Below are 17322 nucleotides of genomic sequence, written 5' to 3'. Positions count from 1 at the left end.
TTCCGCTCTGGGCGGAGGAGGCGGCGTCAGGCCCCGCCCTTCGAGCGCCTGTCGAGTTCGGCCAGGTAGGCGTTGTAGGCGTCCATGTCGGCGTCGTCGGAGCCGCCGCGCTTGCTGTGGCGCTCCCGGCGCCGCTCGGCGCGCTCGTCGTCGACCCACCACTGGCGGACCATGGCGAGCATCACCAGGCCCGTGGGGACCTCGCCGACCGCCCAGGCGATGCCGCCGCCCGCGTACTGGTCGGCGCCCTGGGCGTCCAGCCAGGGCACGTCGAACTGGCCGTAGTACTCCATCGCGAGCGGGGCCGACTGCATCATGATCGTGATGCCGAAGAAGGCGTGCACACCCATGGCCACCAGCAGGAGCACCAGCCGCAGCAGGTAGGGCAGGTTGCGCGGCCCCGGGTCCACACCCACGATGATCCAGTAGTAGAGGAACCCCGTGAGCAGGAAGTGCACGTTCATCAGCAGGTGCCCGGTGTGGTCGTTCATCAGCGCCGGGAACAGCGGTGTGAAGTACAGCACGTAGGGGCTGAGGACGAACACCGGGGCCGCCACCGCCGGATGGGTGACGGTCGTGGAGAACCCGCTGTTGATGAACGCGGCGAGCCACTCGCGCGGCCCGCGGTCGCCGCGGATGCGGGCCGGGTGCAGCGCCCGCAGCGCCAGGGTGACCGGGGCGCCGAGCACCAGCAGGATCGGCACGAGCATGGACAGCACCATGTGCTGCACCATGTGCATGCTGAACGTCACCATCGAGTAGGTCGCCACGCCGCTGAGCAGCATGGCCACCAGCACCGCCAGGCCCGCCGCCCAGGAGAGGGTGCGGCCCCAGGGCCAGCTGTCGCCGCGGCGCAGCAGGCGCACCACGCCCGCCGCGTAGCCGCCGCCCAGCACCACGACCACCAGGGCGAAGAACAGGTCGGGCCGCCACAGGGTGAGCAGGGTCTGCACACTGACCGGCGGCGGGACGGCAAAGCCCAGGACCGCCTCGGCCTCGGTCACCGTGCCCGGCTGCTCCGGGGGCGCGGTGCGGCTCAGCGCGGCCGCGATGCCCATCGTGGCCGACATCACCGCGATCTCGACCCCGGCCAGGCGCGCGAACAGCCGGCGGCCGCCTGCCTCGGTGATGCGCGGGATCGTCCGGCGGCGGTGCGCCCAGCCGAGCGCGCCGAGCGCGCAGAACAGCACGGCCTTGACCAGGATGAGCAGGCCGTAGGAGGTGGTGACCAGGTCGGACACCGCGTAGAGGCGGCTGGCGGCGCTGGCGACGCCGCCCACGCCCACGCCGATGTAGGCCCACAGGGCCATCCGGCTGAAGCGCTCGGCGGCCACGGCGGGGGCCGCGGGCTTGGCGCGCAGTCCGTGGAAGGTCACCGCGGCCAGCCCGCCCACCCACAGCGAGATCGCGAGGACGTGCAGCGCCAGGCCGGTGACGGCGAGTTCGTGGCTGCCCGCGGAGGCGGAGTGGCCGGTCAGCGCGGGCGGCATCAGGCCGGCGACGGCCAGGGCGAGCGGGGCCAGGGTGCCTGCGGCGGTCTCCGCGGTGCGGCTCAGCAGCGCGGTGCCGCAGGCGAGCAGGATCACCGCCAGCAGGCCGATCCCCTGGGCGACCGAGACGGCGTAGCTGGTCAGCTGGTCGCCGACGACCTGGCCGGGCGGGAGCCCGGAGACGTCGGAGAGCTGGAAGACCAGGACGGCCCCGGCGGCCGCCGCCCAGACCAGCGCCGGCCAGGCCGCGACGCGCACGTAGCCCAGTGCCTGCGCTCCCGGCGCGCCCTTGCGCAGCGGCAGCAGGAAGGCCCCCAGCACGAGCAGGCCAACGGTCAGCGCGGCGGCGACGTCGCGCACCGCGGTGGCGGTGGGAAGCCCCCAGCGGGTGAGGGGCCCGGCGTCGGGCAGGCCGGGGATCACGCGGACGGTGACCGCGCCGCCCGCGACGAGGGCGACGATGAGGGCGATCAGGCCCGACGCGACGGCGGCCACGGCGATGATCCCGGCGGTGTCGGCGCCGGGGGCGCGGACGGCCGCTCCCGGGGCTCGGCTCTCGGCGGGCTCCTCGCGCGGGAGGTCGCCCTCGCGGACTCCGGGGGAACTCACGCGGGTCGCTCCGTGGGTCAGGGGTCGCTACTGGCGGTCGCGGTGGCGGATCACCGCTGCGGCGGCGGCCGCGCCGACCAGCATCCCGGCCGCGCCCCACATCCAGGGGCCGATCCAGCCGGTCATATCGGAGACGAGCAGGACAGGAACGTCCACGCGAACACCACCACGGACCACGATAAATCTACTACATCTACTACAACGTGTCGGAGACGCCGGCCGGGGCAGGCGGCCCGCTCCGAGGGCCGCTCCCGCGGAGGCGGGACTCCGGGGTGGCCGGACTCCAGGGCCGGACACAGGGACGGGCGGATCCGTAGGCCGCTCCCGCAGCGGCGCGGCGGGGACGCCTTTCGGTCCCCGACCCCGAGTCTCCTCCCGCGCGGCGACCCGCGCCATCCCTGTCATGCCCCCGACGGGAAGGGATCCGCGGCGAGGCCCGCGGCCATCGGTTCGGGTGCCCGCCGGTTGCGGTCGCGACGTGGGCGACGACGGCGGCGTGCGGTCGGGCGCGCAGGTATCGGACCCGGTACCCGCCCATTTGCGCAGGCAACGAAGCGCCGAAGGCAGCACACGCCTCAGCCCGCAGACACCGCCCGCACCCGGTACCCGCCGATTGCGCAGGCAACGGAGCGACGACGGCAGCGAACGGCCGGGCCCGCGACCATCGGTTCGGGTGCCCGCCGGTTGTGGTGACGACGTGGGCGGCGACGGCGGCGTGCGGTCGGGTGGGAGCGGAGGTCGTCGCTGGGCCGGTGCCGGAGGTTTTCCCTGCCGTGCTGAGCAGGGCCGGACCGCGCCCGATAGCACGAAAACCGCGGAGCAGCCCCAGCACCCCACCATCATTCCGCGATACGGAATAAACCCGGCTGACTTATCCTGATTCGACCGCTTTCCCGCGGCGCACGGAAGCCCGCGCTTCGACGATCCCACCGAAAACGTCGCCCGAAGGCCCCTCTGGGCTGCTTAGCGCTCGCTGGAGCCCCCGCGCCTTCTTGCCCGGGCGCACGAACCGGTCATAACGGGACGTATTTCCTCGCGGATCGGGGATGCGCGGCCACCGGCGACCGATTCCGCGGATTTCGCGCGACAGGCCTTCCTTTTTACTCCAGTTTGCCCGTTTCCTTCGTCGCGGGAGTCCCGCCAGGGCCCGTACGGACGTAAACCAAGTCGGACACCCGCCTTCCGGTCGGCCGACCGAAGCGCAAGGACACGCCGAAACCCGCCCCGCGCCCCAGCCGTCGTCGCCGCCCCCGTTACACGGGCCACCGGCGGGCACCGCACCGATCACCGCAGGCCCAGCCATCGAGGGGCGTTATCGCGCGGTCGTGCTCACGTCCGAGGCAACGAGGTGAGAGGGAACCGTCCGAGCACCGTCCACGGCGGGCCGCCACCGGAGCTGCGGCACTGGGGCGCACTACACCCCGCGCGTGAGTCGCATTTGCCGCCGGACGCACGCCGCACACTCCGGACAAGGCCCTACCACCAAGGCCCCCGGACCTCCGAACAGGTACAACGTGCGCTCGGCGGCAAGCTGCTCCCGCTCGCAGAGCGAGCTGCGACCCATTGCCGCATCCCCCGCAGCGACGGCCGGCGGGGCCTCCCGGAGGGTTCCTTGCGCCCCCAGCACACGCGCATCCGGCGGGCATCCGGACCGACTCACTCACCACCCGGCGCCCGGCCGCGGGCCCCGCCCCGGCCACGACCGCGGCACCACACCCACCGCTCCATCTCCGCCCCCGCCCGAAACAGGCGTGGTCTCCGATACGGGCCGTTCGCGGCGGAACCGCCGGAGAACGGTCCGCGGGCGCGGGGAAGCGGAGCGATCCGCCGGTCTCCACGCGCGAGCGAGGCGCGAGGCGTTCCCTCCCCCGGCGCGTTCTCGCAGTTCGCCACCTGCGCGGCGCCGATCGCGATACGGTCGGGCGACCACTCCGAAGGGCGCCTGGGCCGCCGTTCCCGTTGTGCGCGCGAGTACCGCCGTCGAGCCATGAAGGGGATTTCCGAGATGCCCCAGATCGACACCGTCATCCGCTCGCGGCGGGTCGCCACCCCCGACGGCGTCGCGCCGGCGTCGGTCGGGGTGGGCGCCGGAAGGATCGTCGTCGTCGACCGGTACCGGGCGCCCAGTACCGCGCCGGAGGACGTCGACCTGGGCGAGACCGCGCTGCTGCCGGGCGGTGTCGACGTCGACGCGGCCGTGCAGGCGCCGGGCCGGGGGCTGCGCGAAGCGTACGCGGAGACCACCGCCGCCGCGGTCCGCGGCGGCGTCACGACCCTGGTCGCCTCGGGGCCGGCCGACCCGCCGATCACCGGCGAGCGGGGCCTGCTCGCCCACCTGGCCGCGGCCGCCGGGACCGCGCCCGGAGTCGCGTTCCTGGGCGCGATCACCGCCTCCAGCACGCCCGCCGACCTCGCCGAACTGCGCGCGGCCGGTGCGGTGGGGTTCCACTGCTCGCTCTCCGACGGCACCGGCTCCGCCGACCACCGGATCGGCGACACCCCGCTGCGCAAGGCGATGGCCGAACTGGCCGCCATGGACGCGCCGCTGGTGGTGCACGCCGAGGACGCCGGCGAGCTGTCGGCGCCGCAGGGGCCTGGTCTTTCGGCGCTGCTGGCCGCGCGCCCGGCGCGCGCGGAGCGGCGCGGGGTGGAGCGCCTGGTCGCGGCAGCCCGCATAGCCGGCACCCGCGTGCTGGTGTCGCCCTTCAGCGCGGCCGAGTGCGCGGCGGTGCTGGCCGCGGCCCGCGCCATGGGCGCCGGGATCAGCGCCCAGACCTGCCCGCACTACCTGTGCCTGCCGGTCGAGCAAATTCCCGAGGACTCCGCCGCGCACTCCTGCCGGCCCCCGCTGCGCAGCGGGCCCAACCGCGACGCGCTGTGGAGCGCGCTGCTGGACCGCGGCGACCCGGTGATCACCCAGGTGGGCTCGGGCCACCGCCCCGGGACCGGCGTCGCCGGGATCGGCTGGACGCTGCCGGCGCTGTGGACGGCCGCCCGCCGGCGCGGATGCGGCGTGGCCGACCTCGCGCGCTGGACGGCCCAGGCGCCGGCCGAGTTCGTCGGGCTGCACCGCAAGGGGCGCATCGAGCCGGGGTACGACGCCGACCTGGTCGCCTTCGACACCGCGGCCGAGCAGACCGTGCCCGAGTCCGATCCCGGTCCCTACTGCGGTCGCAGACTCGTCGGGCGGGTAGCGGGCACCTGGGTCGAGGGCCGCGGCGCCTACGGGTGCGCGCTTGCGGCCGCGCCGCGCCGGTTCACCGAGCCGGACGGTCACGCGCCGCGCACGGTGCCGGACAAGCCCGCGTCCCGACCGCGCTGACCTGGCCGCCGAGCCGTTACACCATGTAAACATGCTGCGAAAACGGCAGCCATTGTGGAGATGGCGGCTCGCGCCCGGGCACGCGAGAGTGAAGACGTATCAAAGACGATGCGAGGAGGAGCCCCGTGCGCGTCGGCGTGCCCAGCGAAGTGAAGAACCACGAGTACCGGGTGGCCATCACCCCCGCAGGCGTCCACGAACTGGTCACCCGCGGCCATTCGGTCGCCGTCCAGAGCGGCGCCGGGCGGGGGTCCTCCATCTCCGACGAGGAGTTCGCCGCGGCGGGCGCTCGCGTCCTCGACTCCGCCGACGACGTGTGGGCCGAGGGCGATCTCGTGCTGAAGGTCAAGGAGCCGGTGGCCGAGGAGTACCACCGCATGCGGCCCGGCCAGACCCTGTTCACCTACCTGCACCTGGCGGCCTCGCGCGAGTGCACCGACGCCCTGCTGGAGCGCGGCGTCACCGGCATCGCCTACGAGACGGTGCAGCTGGCGGACGGCTCGCTGCCGCTGCTGGCCCCGATGTCGGAGGTCGCCGGCCGGCTCGCACCCCAGGTGGGCGCGTACACCCTGCAGCGGCCCAGCGGCGGCCGCGGCCGGCTGATGGGCGGGGTGCCCGGAGTGAGCCCGGCGCGCGTCACCGTCGTCGGCGCGGGGGTCGCCGGTCTGAACGCCACCCGCATCGCCGCGGGCATGGGCGCCGACGTCACGCTGCTCGACCTCAACGTGGCCAAGCTGCGCCACGCCGACGACATCTACCAGGGGCGGGTGCGCACCGTGGTCTCCAACGCCTTCGAGCTGGAGAGCGCCGTGCTGGAGTCGGACATGGTCGTCGGTGCGGTACTGATCCCCGGCGCCAAGGCCCCCAAGCTGGTCTCCAACGACCTGGTCGCCCGGATGCGCCCGGGCGCGGTGCTCGTCGACATCGCCATCGACCAGGGCGGCTGCTTCGCCGACTCCCGCCCCACCACCCACGACGAGCCCACCTTCGCGGTGCACGACACGGTGTTCTACTGCGTGGCCAACATGCCCGGCGCGGTCCCCAACACCTCCACCCACGCGCTGACCAAGGACACGCTGCGCTATGTGGTGGAGCTGGCCGGCAAGGGCTGGCGGCGTGCGCTGTCGGAGGACCCGGCGCTGGCCCAGGGGCTGAACACGCACGACGGCGTCGTCACCAACGAGGGCGTGGCCGAGGCGCACGGCGTCAAGTCGCGCACCGTGACCGAGGTCCTGGCCGAATAGGACGCCGGCCCGGCCTCCGGCGGAGGCCGGGCTGAGCGCCTTCCGCCGGGCGGCCGCAGACGCCGGTGCGGAAGCCGGGCGGATGCGAGCGGGCGCCGGCTGCCGGCGGGGCGCCGAGGCGATGCCCGACACCCGGATACCGTGACCGGCCGTGCGGATACCCTGACCGGCCGTGTTGCCCTCCGCTCCCCGCTGGGCACGATCCGGTTAGCCCCGCCCGCGGCGGGGCCGGCGCGGAGGCGGAGCCGAAGGGGGCGGCGATGGGCCGGCGGCGGTTGTGGAACGGCGAACCCGTGGGCGCCAACCCCTTCGCGCTGCCGCGCGGGCCGCTGGGTGTCGCGGCGGGCTGGGTGCTCGCCGTCACCAACCGGCGCCAGCAGGCCGACGTCCTCGCGGCGCTGGCGCCCGGCGCGTACCGGAGCGTCCTGGAGGTCGGCTGCGGACCGGGGGTGCTGCTGGGCCTGCTCGCGTCGGCGCCCGGTGTGGAGGAGGTGGCCGGCGTCGACCCCTCCCAGCGGATGGTGTCCATGTCCCGGCGCCGCAACGCCGCCGCACTGCGCGCGGGCCGCCTGCGGGTCCACCCGGGCAGCGCCGGCGCCACCGGCGAGCCCGACGCCGCCTTCGACCTGGTGGTTACGGTGAACACGGTGGCGATGTGGCCGTCGCTCGACGAGGGCGCGGCCGAGTTGCACCGCGTACTGCGCCCCGGCGGGCGCGCCGCCGTCAGCTGGCACGGCGCCTCCTCGCGCTTCGCGCTGACCGGCGAGGAGGACGCCACCGTGCTCGCGGCCCTGCGGCGGCGCTTCGGCGCGGCCGAGCGCCGGGACCTCGGATCGGCGGTGCTGTTCGAGGCGCCCCGGTAGCGCGCGGCGCCGCAGGCCCGTATTCCCGGCCGCGGTGCCTGCGACGATCCGCACAGCGCCGGGCGGGCCCGCACGGCGCGGGCGGCGGTCCGGGCGGCGGCCGCATCGAGGCGGGCCGCGCCTGATCCGCCCCCTACGCTGCACCAGCGCAGCGGCCCCGAGAGCCGCGCCGCAGGGACCCGCATCCTCCACCGCCGGCCGCCCGCGGAGGGCGGACACGCCCCCGCCGCTGGCAGCGTCCTCGGTGAGCGGATACGTTCGGTTGTGGGCGGTGATCGAGCCCGGACCGGGCGCCGCCCTTGCCACATCCCGGCCGCATCGAGACGGAGCCCGCGTGTCACCCACCGAACCGGCGACCCTCGCCCGCGTCACCGGCGTCGACGCCACCCTGGCCCGCCTGCCGCTGGTCCACCCCCGCTCCCGCGGGTCAGCCGAGGCCCGCCCGCAGTTCGCCCGCCACGCGCTGGTACGGGTGCGCGACGAACGCGGCAACACCGGGTGGGGCGAGGTTCCCGGGGCCGACGACGAACGCTGGCGGCTGCTCGTCGACGACTTCGCGCCAGCCCTGCTGCGGCACAGCTGGCACCGGCCCACCGAGGCCGGCGACGCGTGGGCCGACCTGCCCCGGGCGCCGCAGGTGGCGGCCGGGCTGGACGCCGCCTGCTGGGACCTGTGGAGCCGGCAGCGCGGCACGCCGCTCTCGCACGCCCTGGGCGGCGACCGCACCGCCTTCACCGCCGGCGCCACGGTCGGCCGGCAGCCCTCCGACGAGTCGCTGGTCCGCGAGGTCAACCGGCAGGTCGGCAGCGGTTTCCGCCGGGTGCGGCTGGAGGTCGGACCCGGCTGGGACGCCGACGTGGTGCACACCGTCCAGGAGAGCTTCCCCTTCCTGGTGCTCCAGGTCGACGCGGGCGGGCGCTACAGCGAGGACCCCGCCGACCTGCGGGCGCTGCGTGCGCTGGACGAGTACGGCCTGGTCGCGATCGAGGAGCCGTTCCCCCGCGGCGATCTGGAGGCCTGCGCGCGGCTCCAGCGCGAGCTGCGCACCCCCGTCGCCCTGAGCACCTCGATCGACTCCCCCGAGACCCTCGGCCGCGCCATCGCCGCCGAGGCCGCCCGCGCGCTGAGCCTGCGGACGAGCCTGCTGGGCGGGCTGACCCCGGCGCGGCGCGCGCACGACCGCGCGGTCGACGCCGGATGGGACGTCTGGTGCGGATGGGACGCCGAGTCCGGCGTGGGCCGTGCGGCCATCGCCGCCCTGGCGTCGCTGCCCGGTGTCTCCCTGCCCAGCGAGATGCCCGGCGCAGGCGGCCACCTCACCCGCGACACGGTGCGGCCGCCGGTTCGCGCGCACGAGGGCATCACCCCCATCCCGCTGACCGAGCCGGGCCTGGGCTATGAGGTCGACACCCGCGAGCTGCGCAGCCTGGCCGTCGACTCGGTGGTCCTGGGCGACGAGGGCTGACGCCCCACCCCCGGCCTCCCCGACCGGGGCCGGCCCCTGCACGCCGCCCTTCGCGGGGCCGGGCAGCGGCGCTTCGCGCATGCGGTCCTCGCGGCCCCGGCCGCCGAGCACGCCCGGCGCTCCCCACCCGCTGCGGCGTGCGCCGGTGACCACGCGCACGTGCGGGCGTGCGCTCGGCGGCCGCCGAGAATGTCGGCGAGGCCCCGCGGCCGGCGGGTGAGGGGCCCGCGGGCGGGCTCGCGGAGCGGACCGCGCCTGCGCAGGGGACGGCTATCGCCCGGCGCGCTGCGCCGGTGGTTGGCGAACACTCCGAGCAACGACATCATTACGTCGGGAAACCGCTCCGTCCGCCTTGCGGCCGCTCACCCGCCCGGAGGTCTCCGCCGTGTTCCACCGTGCCGCAGCAGCGGCCCTGGTTCTCGTCCTCCCGCTGTGGCCGGCGGTGCCCGCCGCGGCCGCCGCGCCCGCGGCTCCGCGGGAGGTTCCCGTCGCCCCCGGTGTGGTGTTGGCGCCGGCCGGTGCCGGGGACGGATTCGGCATGCTCAGCGTGGATCTGAGCGGACCGGCGGAGGTCGCCTACGCGGGCGGCGGCCCGGTCACCGACTCCGCGCCGCTGGCGGAGCTCGCCGCGTCCCGGGGCACCGTCGCGGCCGTCAACGGCGACTTCTTCGACTCCGGCGCCTCGAACGCGCCGCTGGGCGCGGCCGTCCGCGACGGCGCGGTCCTCAAGTCGCCCACCCCCGGCCACCGGCACGTCGTCGCGATCGGCGCCGCGGGGCGCGGCGGTATCCACCGCGCGGAGTTCTCCGGCACCGCCGACCTCCCGGGCGAGGACCTGGACATCGACCGGCTCAACAGCCACCACGTCCCGGCCGAGGGGACCGGCGTGTTCACCGGCGCCTGGGGCGGCCATCCGCGCTCGCGCGCCGCGGGATCCGGCCCGGTCACCGAACTGGTGGTGGCCCAAGGCGAGGTGCGCGAGGTCCGCCGGTCCGCCGGAGAGGGGCCCGTCGAGCCCGGCACCCGCGTGCTGCTCGGCCGCGGCGCCGCCGCGGAGCGCCTGGCCGAGGTGGAGCCGGGCGCCCCGGTCGGGCTCGACTACACGCTGCGCGCCGGAGGCTCCACGCCGCACACCGCCGTCGGCGGGCGCAATGTGCTGCTGCGCGACGGGCGCGTCACCGCCGCCGACGACGGCGCCCGCCACCCGCGCACGGCCGTCGGGTTCTCCCGCGACGGGCGGCGGATGTTCGCGCTGGTCGCCGACGGACGCGTCCCCGAAACCGCGGGGGCGACACTGCGCGAGGCCGCCGAGCGGCTGCGCGCGGCCGGCGCCCACGAGGCGCTGGAGCTGGACGGCGGCGGCTCGGCGACGCTGCTCGCCCGCGAGCCCGGCACCACCGATCCGGTGCCGCACAACCGCCCGGGCGAGGCCCTGCGCGCGGTGTCCAACGGGCTGGCGGTGCACGCGCCCGACGGCGACGGGCGGGCGCGCGGCGTGTGGGTGCGCCCGGTGCTGCGCGCACGGCCGGAGCCGGGGTCGGCACTGCCCGTGCGGCCCGACCCCCGCCATGTGTTCTCCGGGCTCAGCCGCAAGCTGAGCGCCCGCCCCTACGACTCCGCCTACGGGCCCGCGCCCGCGGCCGCGCCGAGCTGGACGTCCGACAGCGGCGAAGTGGCGAACGGGCTGTTCCGCGCCGGAGAGCCCGGCCGTGTGCGGGTGAGCGCGCGCGCCGGCGGGGCGCGGGGCGCGATCGGCCTGCGGGTCCTGCCGGGCCCCGAGCGCCTGGAGACCGCGCCCGCCGCGCTCGCCTTCGCGGACGCGTCCGCGCCGGGCCGGTCCCTGGTCGTCGACGGCGTCGCGCCCGACGGCACCCGCGCGCCCGTCGAGCCGGCCGAGGCCGAGATCACCGTCGAGCCGCGCCGGCTGGCCGCCGTCACCCGGCGCGACGACGGCAGCGTGCTGGTCGAGCCCCAGGCCGACGAGGGGACGGGCACCGTCACGGTCGCGGCGGGCGCGCGCAGCGCCGAGGTCCCGCTGCTGATCGGTTCGCGCAGTGTGCGGCTCGCCGACTTCGAGGACGCCCGATCCTGGACGGCCGAGTCCTACCGCGCCGCATCGGCCGAGGTCGCTCCGGCGAAGGGGCACGGCGGCCGCGGCCTCGCCCTCGACTACGACTTCACCGGCGAGCGGCGCGACCGGGCCGCCTACGCCGCCGCACCCGCGCCGCTGCCGGCGGGCGGCACCGCCTTCGCGTTCCGGCTGCGGGTGCGGGGCGACGGCAACGGCGCTCTGCTGGCGCTGACCGTGTCCGACGCCGAGGGCGGCCGCCATTCGGTCTACGGCCCCCGGGTGGACTGGAAGGGCTGGCGCGAGGCGCGGCTCGGCGTGGCGGAGGGGATCGCGCAGCCGGTCGCGGTCGAGCGCGTGTACCTGGTCGAGACCCGTTCCGCCGAGCAGTACCGCGGCCGGGTGGTCTTCGACGACCTGCGCGCCTCGGTCGCCCCGGACGGCTGAGGTCCGCGGGGGCGGCCTGCGATACCGCCCCGCCCTCTGCCATACCGAACGGTCGGTTCGCTAGAGTCTCCCAAGAGCCGTCCGTCCGGGCCTAAGGAGTGCACACGAACATGCGGACCTTCACCGACCTCGCCGACCTCGTCGCCGCCAAAGGCGAGCACCTGGGCTACAGCGACTGGCACACCGTCACCCAGGAGTCCATCGACACGTTCGCCGACGCCACCGGCGACCACCAGTGGATCCACGTCGACCCGGAGAAGGCCGCCGCGGGCCCCTTCGGCGGGACCATCGCGCACGGCTTCCTCACCCTGTCGCTGCTGTCCGCCTTCGGCCCGCAGGTGTGGCGGCTGGAGAAGCGGCCGACGATGACGATCAACTACGGCCTCAACCGGGTGCGCTTTCTCCAGCCGGTGCGCTCGGGGGCGCGCGTACGCGACGGTATCGAGCTCACCGACACCCGTGAGACCAAGAACGGGACGCTGCTGACCTTCCAGCACACTGTGGAGATCGAGGGCGAGGAGCGCGACGCGCTCGCCGCCGAGGGCCTGTCCCTGGTCGTCCCCTGACCCGCCGGCCCGCCTTCCGCGGGCGCCCCGCACGCGGCGGCCCCCTTCGCCGCCGCGTGCGGGGCCGCGGTCACAGCGCCTTGCGGACGAAGACCCGGGCGCCCTTCTCGGCCTGCTCCTCGCGCGAGCTCAGCTCGGGGAAGTCCTGCAGCCAGCGCTTGCCGATCGCGCGCTCGTCGGGCCGGCCCGCGTCGTCGAGGACGAAGACCGCGTCCGGTTCGGAGCGGGGCAGCAGCACCGGCAGGGCTGGGAAGCGCGCCTGCTTCGCGGTTCCCGCGGGCGGCCCGTCCACGAAGACCAGGCCGATGCCGTGCAGGTCCTCCACGACCGACGTGTCGTACCACGGCTGCTGTTCCACAGCGTCGTCGGTGTCGGCGACGGGGCTCCAGTCGGTCAGGGGCGCGTAGCGGACCTCGACGATGTCCTCCAGCCGGTGCTCGCGCACCAGCTGACGCGACAGCTCGGCGTAGCGCTCGCTGTGTTCCAGCGCGACCAGGCGCCCGCGACCGGCGCGGCGCAGCGCGTAGCCCAGCCAGACGCTGGAGGCGCCGCTTCCGCACTCGACCACCAGGTCGGGCCGGTTCCTCTCGACCAGGCGCACCAGCAGCCGCATCACGTCGGGCGAGGCGGCCCAGCCGCGCAGCGAGGGCATGAACGGGCCCGCCCCGAGGTACTCGCGCAGCTCGGTCCAGGCCACCTGCTGCTCGTAGTCGTGGCGCCCCTGCAGCGTGACGGCTTCGGTCAGCTGCTTCGACATCGACGGCAGCGCCTTGGCGCGCACCCGCGTGAGCTCCTCGCGGGCGCCGGCCAGCGACGCGGCCAGCTCCGCGCGGCCCGCGCCGACGGCGGCGGCCACCTCGCGCGCCCGGGTGTCGAGGCGCCGGTCCGCGTCCCGGAGCCGCCGGTCCAGGGCGGCCACCCGGCGGGTCAGCCGCACCACCAGCAGTGCGTTCGCCGCCGCGGCGGCGCCCACGGCCGCCAGCAGCACGGCGCTCTCCCATCCGAGCACGCCCAGTCCCGCCAGTACCGCGAGCCCGGCCAGACCGACCGCTCCCAGCAGTGCGGTCGCCGCCAGATGCCGCCAGCCGGAACGCAGGGACCGCAGGAACCGCATCGAGGACCTCCAGAATCGTGTGACCGCCGGACTCGGCGGACTGGGGGATCTCCCGCTCCGGTACTCGCGCGGCGTATTCGGGATCACCGCCGCGAAGCGGGTCGGCGGCCGACGATCCGGAGCAGGGGGTCGCCCGCGTTTCGGAACAGAATACAGCGGGGCGGAATTGACACTAACGCAATGCGCGGACCCGTGTGGCGGGTTGCGCGCGGCGGCGAAACACCTGAAGGACACAATTCTTCTCGCGTTCATCGGCACGACAACCCCGGCGCCGCCACCCGGCCCGCACGGTCCGGGGCTCCGGCCGACGGCGGTGTTCCGCCGTGGCCGGCGGCACGCGCCCGCCCCGGCCACGGCCATCACCGCCCGGCCGACCGGCGGCGCTTCGGAGGCTGCGGACCGGGCGCAACGGGGACTCCGGCGGGACGCCGGACCCGCGCACCCCGTGCGATCCCGCGCGGCCCGCCGGTTTCCGCCGGTCAGCGCAGGATCGTCCCGCGAAGCGCGCCCCGGGCCCATTCCGGCGGGCTCCGGAAAGTGCGCACCCGATCTCCGGCCGCACCCGAGGCAATGGCCGCCGCCGACCGGAAACGGGGCCCCGGAACCGCCCTCGGCGGCCGATTCCGCGTTCCCGCATGCCATGGGGGAAACCGATGGCCGGCAGCGAAATCGATTACCGGCCGAATGCAAACGATTCCGCGCGCTTTGCGTCGCGACCGTCCGCGCCGACTCCACGGACCGCGGCCGGACCGCGGCCGGACCGCCGGCGGTCCGGCGGCCTGTCCGCGCCGGACGCCGCGACGCACTAGGTTGGGGCGGGTCATGCGCAACGACGACGCCGAACGGCCCCCGCAGAGCTCCGGAGACAGCGCCCCCGCACCGGGAACCCGACCGCCCGGCAACGCGCCCGCACCCGCTGAGGCCCCTTCCGCCGCGGCCGAGGAGCCCGCCGGCGACGGCGCCGACCGGCTGCGGCTCTACGGCTACCTCACCGCTCCCGAGCGCCGCACCTACCTGGCGGTCATGCGGCTGTTCACCTCCACCCTCATGGCCGACCTGGGCGCCGGGGAGGTCGCCGCGGCCCTGGCCGGGGCCGAGCGCCGCGGCGAGATCGACGCGGGCGAGTCCCGGCTGGAGGTCGTCGTCGACCGGCTGGAGCAGCTCGCCCGCTGGGGCAACCTCGTGCCGGGCCGCCGCGAGCCCGCCGCCACCATCGCCGAGTTCACCCGCAGCAGGGTGCGCTACCAGGCGGCCAAGCTCGCCGTGCGCATCCAGCGCGACGCCGAGGACGTGCTCAGCGTCGCCGAGGGCGCCCGCGAGGTCTCCCGCGAGCTGCTGCCCGCCATCGAGCGCGGCCTCGCCGACATCGAGAGCACCCTCGGCGAGATCCTCGGCGCCGAGCAGGGCCGCGGACCGCAGGCCGCGTCGGCGCGCGGCCTGCGCGAGCGCCTGGCGCAACAGGTGACCACCCTGTTCCTGCAGCACGAGGAGTTCGCCGCCGCCGTACGCGACTTCTACGCCTACCTCGGCTCGGTCATCGCCCGCTACGACCTGGCACCGGCGGAGACCGCCGGGTTCAAGCACATGCTGCTGGAGTACGTCGAGCTGATCGCCCAGGACGTGCTGCGCCACTCCGAGCCCGTGGTGCTGCGGCTGGGCGGGCTGAACCGCAGGCGCGACGAGCTGCTGGCGCGGCTGGACTCCGGGCCCGGCGGCGACCTCGCCCCGCGCCCGGCCCGCTCCGGCCAGACCGAGCTGATGGAGCGCGCCCCCGGCCGGCGCGCCGCCGACTGGGAGCAGCTGACGGGGTGGTTCGTCGGCCGCCCCGGCCGCCCCTCCGAGGTCGACGAGCTGCGCGAGGCCACCAGCCGCGCGATCACCGCCCTGTTCGCCAACGTCAAGCGGGTCACCGGCGCCGGAGGCGTGGACCCGGGGCGGCGCCGCGACCTGGTCAAGCTGGCCGGCTGGTTCGACTCGGCCTCCCCGGAGACCGCGCACGACCTCTACGCCGCCGCCTTCGGCCTGTTCTCGGCGCGCCACCTGGCGCTGGCCGCCGACGACGACGCCCCCGACCCCGCCCGCACCTGGCCGCAGGGCAAGCGCATCGACGTCGAGGTCAACGTGCGCAGCCGCAGCGAGCGGGCGCCTGGCGGACCGGCGCCGCGCATCAGCGACGACCCGCTGGGACGCGCGGCGCTGCTGGAAGAGGAGGAGCGCCGCCGGGGCAGACGCAGCGCCGCGGTGGGCGAGCTGGCGGCGGCGCGCGGCGACCTGGCGGGCGCGCGGCTCTCCAGCGACGCGCTGGAGGTGCTGTGCGAGCTGCTGACCCTGGCCGGCGCCGACCGCGACGGGCCGGCCGACCAGGGCAGCGCCTCCGACGCGGCCACCGGGCTGACCGTCGTGCTGGAGCCGCGCCCCCGGGGCAGGGTCGCGCGCATCGGTTCCGAGCTGGGGGCGCTGGAGCTGCACGGTGTCGACGTGCGCCTCAGCGTCGAGGACCCGCTGCTGCCGGACGCGGAGGGGGCGCGATGAGCCGCCGCGACCCGCTCACCGGCGGCGAGACCGCCGCGTTCGACGGGCTGGACGAGATCGAGGCGGCGCAGGTGCGCCGGTGCGCGCGGGTGCTGCTGCGGCGCCCGCTGCTGCGGGCCGAGGGACCCGACGGCGAGGCGCTGTCGGCGGTGCGGCGCTACGCCGACCGGCTGCAGACCCTCTTCGCGGGCTACCTGGGCTACCGGCTGGTGGTGGAGCCCGGCTTCGCGCGGCTGTACAAGACCGGGCGCGCGCCCGACGGCATGCGCGGCGCCCACAAGCCCAACGGGGCGCCGTTCACCCCGCGCACCTACGCCTACCTGGCGCTGGTGCTGGCGGTGCTCACCGGAGGCCAGGGCCAGCTGCTGCTGTCGTCGCTGGTCGGTGAGGTGCGCGCGCTGGGCTCCGAGGCGGGGCTGGAGCTGGGTGCGGGCATCGTCGACCGGCGCGCGCTGGCCGCGGCGCTGCGCCACCTGATCGACCTGGGCGTGCTGGCCGAGACCGACGGCAGCGTCTCGCCGTGGGCCGAGGACGCCGAGCGCGAGGCCCTGCTGACCGTCGACGCCGAGCTGCTGGGCCACCTGGTCGCCGCACCGCTGGGACGCGCCGACGCGCCCGGGGAACTGGCGGGCGTCGCCGACCGCGGCGCCGGCGCGGACGGCGGACGGGTGCAGCCGGGCGGCGGCGCCGAGGAGCGCCACGGCGTCCGGCGGCGGATCACCGAGGACCCGGTGGTACCGCACTCCTGCCTGTCACCGCGGGAGCGCGACTGGCTGCGCGCCAACCTGGGCGCCGAGGCGCGGCTGCTCGAAGACCTGACCGGCCTGCGGCTGGAGGTGCGCGCGGAGGGTGTGCTGGCCGTCGACCCCGAGGGCTACCTCACCGACCGGCACTTCCCCGGCACCGGGACCGTGGCCCGCATCGCGCTGCTGGCCGCCGCCGAACTGCTGCACCGGACTCCGGACGCGGACGGCGCCGGCGGCGCGGACGGCGCTGGCGGCCGGCAGCGCGGCGACGGGCAGGGTGCCGGCGCCGAGGAGGGCTGGGTGCCCGTCACCGCCGAGCGGCTTGCCGCCACGGTGGCCGAGCTGGCCGAGCGCTACCCGCGCGCGTGGTCGCGCGAGGCGGTGCGCGACACCGGCCGCCTCGCCAGATCGGTGACTCAGACCCTGGCGCAGTCGGGACTGGCCCGCACCGGCGCGGACGGCGCGGTCGAGATCAGTACCGCGGCGGCCAGGTACCGGCCGGTGCCCGACGGCCCGGTGGGCCTCGACGCCGGCGGCGCCGACGCCGAGGAGGCGCCCGCCGGCGACGGCGCGGGCGGGGTTCCCCGCACCGGCGGGGCCGCCCCGCCCGGCCAGGACGCCCTCTTCGGGGTCTGAGGCCTGCCCCGCTCCGCGGCCCGGCACCGCGGCTCGCGCGCCGGGCCCGCCGGCGCCGCGCGGCGTCGGCACCGTCTTCTACCCTGCTCGGCAGGGCTTCGGTTGCATGTCCGCCTTCGGCGGAGGACTCGTGGGAGGTACACCATCGACGCCAGTGAGCCCGATCAGCGGGCGGTCGCCGCGGACGTGGCCGGCGCCGACGCCAGCGCCGGTGCCGGTG

At 76.3% G+C, this 17322-nt stretch carries 11 protein-coding genes; 8 read left to right on the top strand and 3 right to left on the bottom strand.

Annotated features, from left to right (window positions below):
* Positions 1-26: 26 nt before the first annotated feature.
* Together ABEA15_RS01180 and ABEA15_RS01175 are read right to left on the bottom strand one after the other, a co-directional pair.
* Positions 27-2099 (bottom strand): bifunctional copper resistance protein CopD/cytochrome c oxidase assembly protein, encoded by a 2073-nt coding sequence (locus ABEA15_RS01180; RefSeq protein ID WP_425579342.1) that lies wholly within the window; start codon positions 2097-2099, stop codon positions 27-29.
* A 27-nt stretch (positions 2100-2126) separates the two neighbouring features.
* A complete protein-coding gene (locus tag ABEA15_RS01175; protein ID WP_344139640.1) occupies positions 2127-2255 on the bottom strand; it encodes a hypothetical protein in 129 nt (42 codons plus the stop codon).
* Positions 2256-4104: 1849 nt separating this feature from the next.
* Between ABEA15_RS01175 and ABEA15_RS01170 the strand changes: the two genes are divergently transcribed.
* From ABEA15_RS01170 to ABEA15_RS01145, 6 genes are all read left to right on the top strand, one after another.
* Entirely contained in the window at positions 4105-5421 is a 1317-nt protein-coding gene (locus ABEA15_RS01170) for an amidohydrolase family protein (protein ID WP_345555070.1), read from the top strand.
* A gap of 125 nt (positions 5422-5546) precedes the next feature.
* Positions 5547-6665 carry an alanine dehydrogenase gene (gene ald, locus ABEA15_RS01165; protein WP_344139646.1) on the top strand — a complete coding sequence of 373 codons (1119 nt, stop codon included), beginning with the start codon at positions 5547-5549 and terminating at the stop codon, positions 6663-6665.
* A gap of 260 nt (positions 6666-6925) precedes the next feature.
* Positions 6926-7528 (top strand): class I SAM-dependent methyltransferase, encoded by a 603-nt coding sequence (locus ABEA15_RS01160; protein ID WP_345555068.1) that lies wholly within the window; start codon positions 6926-6928, stop codon positions 7526-7528.
* 334 nt (positions 7529-7862) lie between these two features.
* A complete protein-coding gene (locus ABEA15_RS01155) occupies positions 7863-8993 on the top strand; it encodes an enolase C-terminal domain-like protein (protein WP_344139652.1) in 1131 nt (376 codons plus the stop codon).
* A gap of 538 nt (positions 8994-9531) precedes the next feature.
* Positions 9532-11508 (top strand): phosphodiester glycosidase family protein, encoded by a 1977-nt coding sequence (locus tag ABEA15_RS01150; RefSeq protein WP_345555066.1) that lies wholly within the window; start codon positions 9532-9534, stop codon positions 11506-11508.
* A 110-nt stretch (positions 11509-11618) separates the two neighbouring features.
* Complete coding sequence (locus ABEA15_RS01145) at positions 11619-12074, top strand: MaoC family dehydratase (protein ID WP_344139658.1); 456 nt, start codon at positions 11619-11621, stop codon at positions 12072-12074.
* Positions 12075-12144: 70 nt separating this feature from the next.
* On the opposite strand, the gene ABEA15_RS01140 is transcribed toward ABEA15_RS01145, so the two are convergent.
* The gene (locus tag ABEA15_RS01140; protein ID WP_345555064.1) at positions 12145-13188 is read right to left on the bottom strand and encodes a class I SAM-dependent methyltransferase; all 1044 of its coding nucleotides are present in this window, start codon (positions 13186-13188) and stop codon (positions 12145-12147) included.
* Positions 13189-14010: 822 nt separating this feature from the next.
* Here ABEA15_RS01140 and ABEA15_RS01135 point away from each other — a divergent pair.
* Together ABEA15_RS01135 and ABEA15_RS01130 are read left to right on the top strand one after the other, a co-directional pair.
* Positions 14011-15720 (top strand): DUF2397 domain-containing protein, encoded by a 1710-nt coding sequence (locus tag ABEA15_RS01135; protein WP_345555062.1) that lies wholly within the window; start codon positions 14011-14013, stop codon positions 15718-15720.
* Positions 15717-17102, top strand: a complete 1386-nt coding sequence (locus tag ABEA15_RS01130) for a TIGR02678 family protein (RefSeq protein WP_345555060.1) — start codon at positions 15717-15719, stop codon at positions 17100-17102. Before ABEA15_RS01135 ends, ABEA15_RS01130 begins: the two co-directional genes overlap by 4 nt.
* Positions 17103-17322 lie beyond the last annotated feature (220 nt).

Origin of the sequence: Streptomonospora halophila (genome assembly GCF_039542725.1) — a bacterium.
Classification (GTDB): Bacteria; Actinomycetota; Actinomycetes; order Streptosporangiales; family Streptosporangiaceae; genus Streptomonospora; species Streptomonospora halophila.
This window is presented reverse-complemented; position numbering and strand designations above follow the sequence as displayed.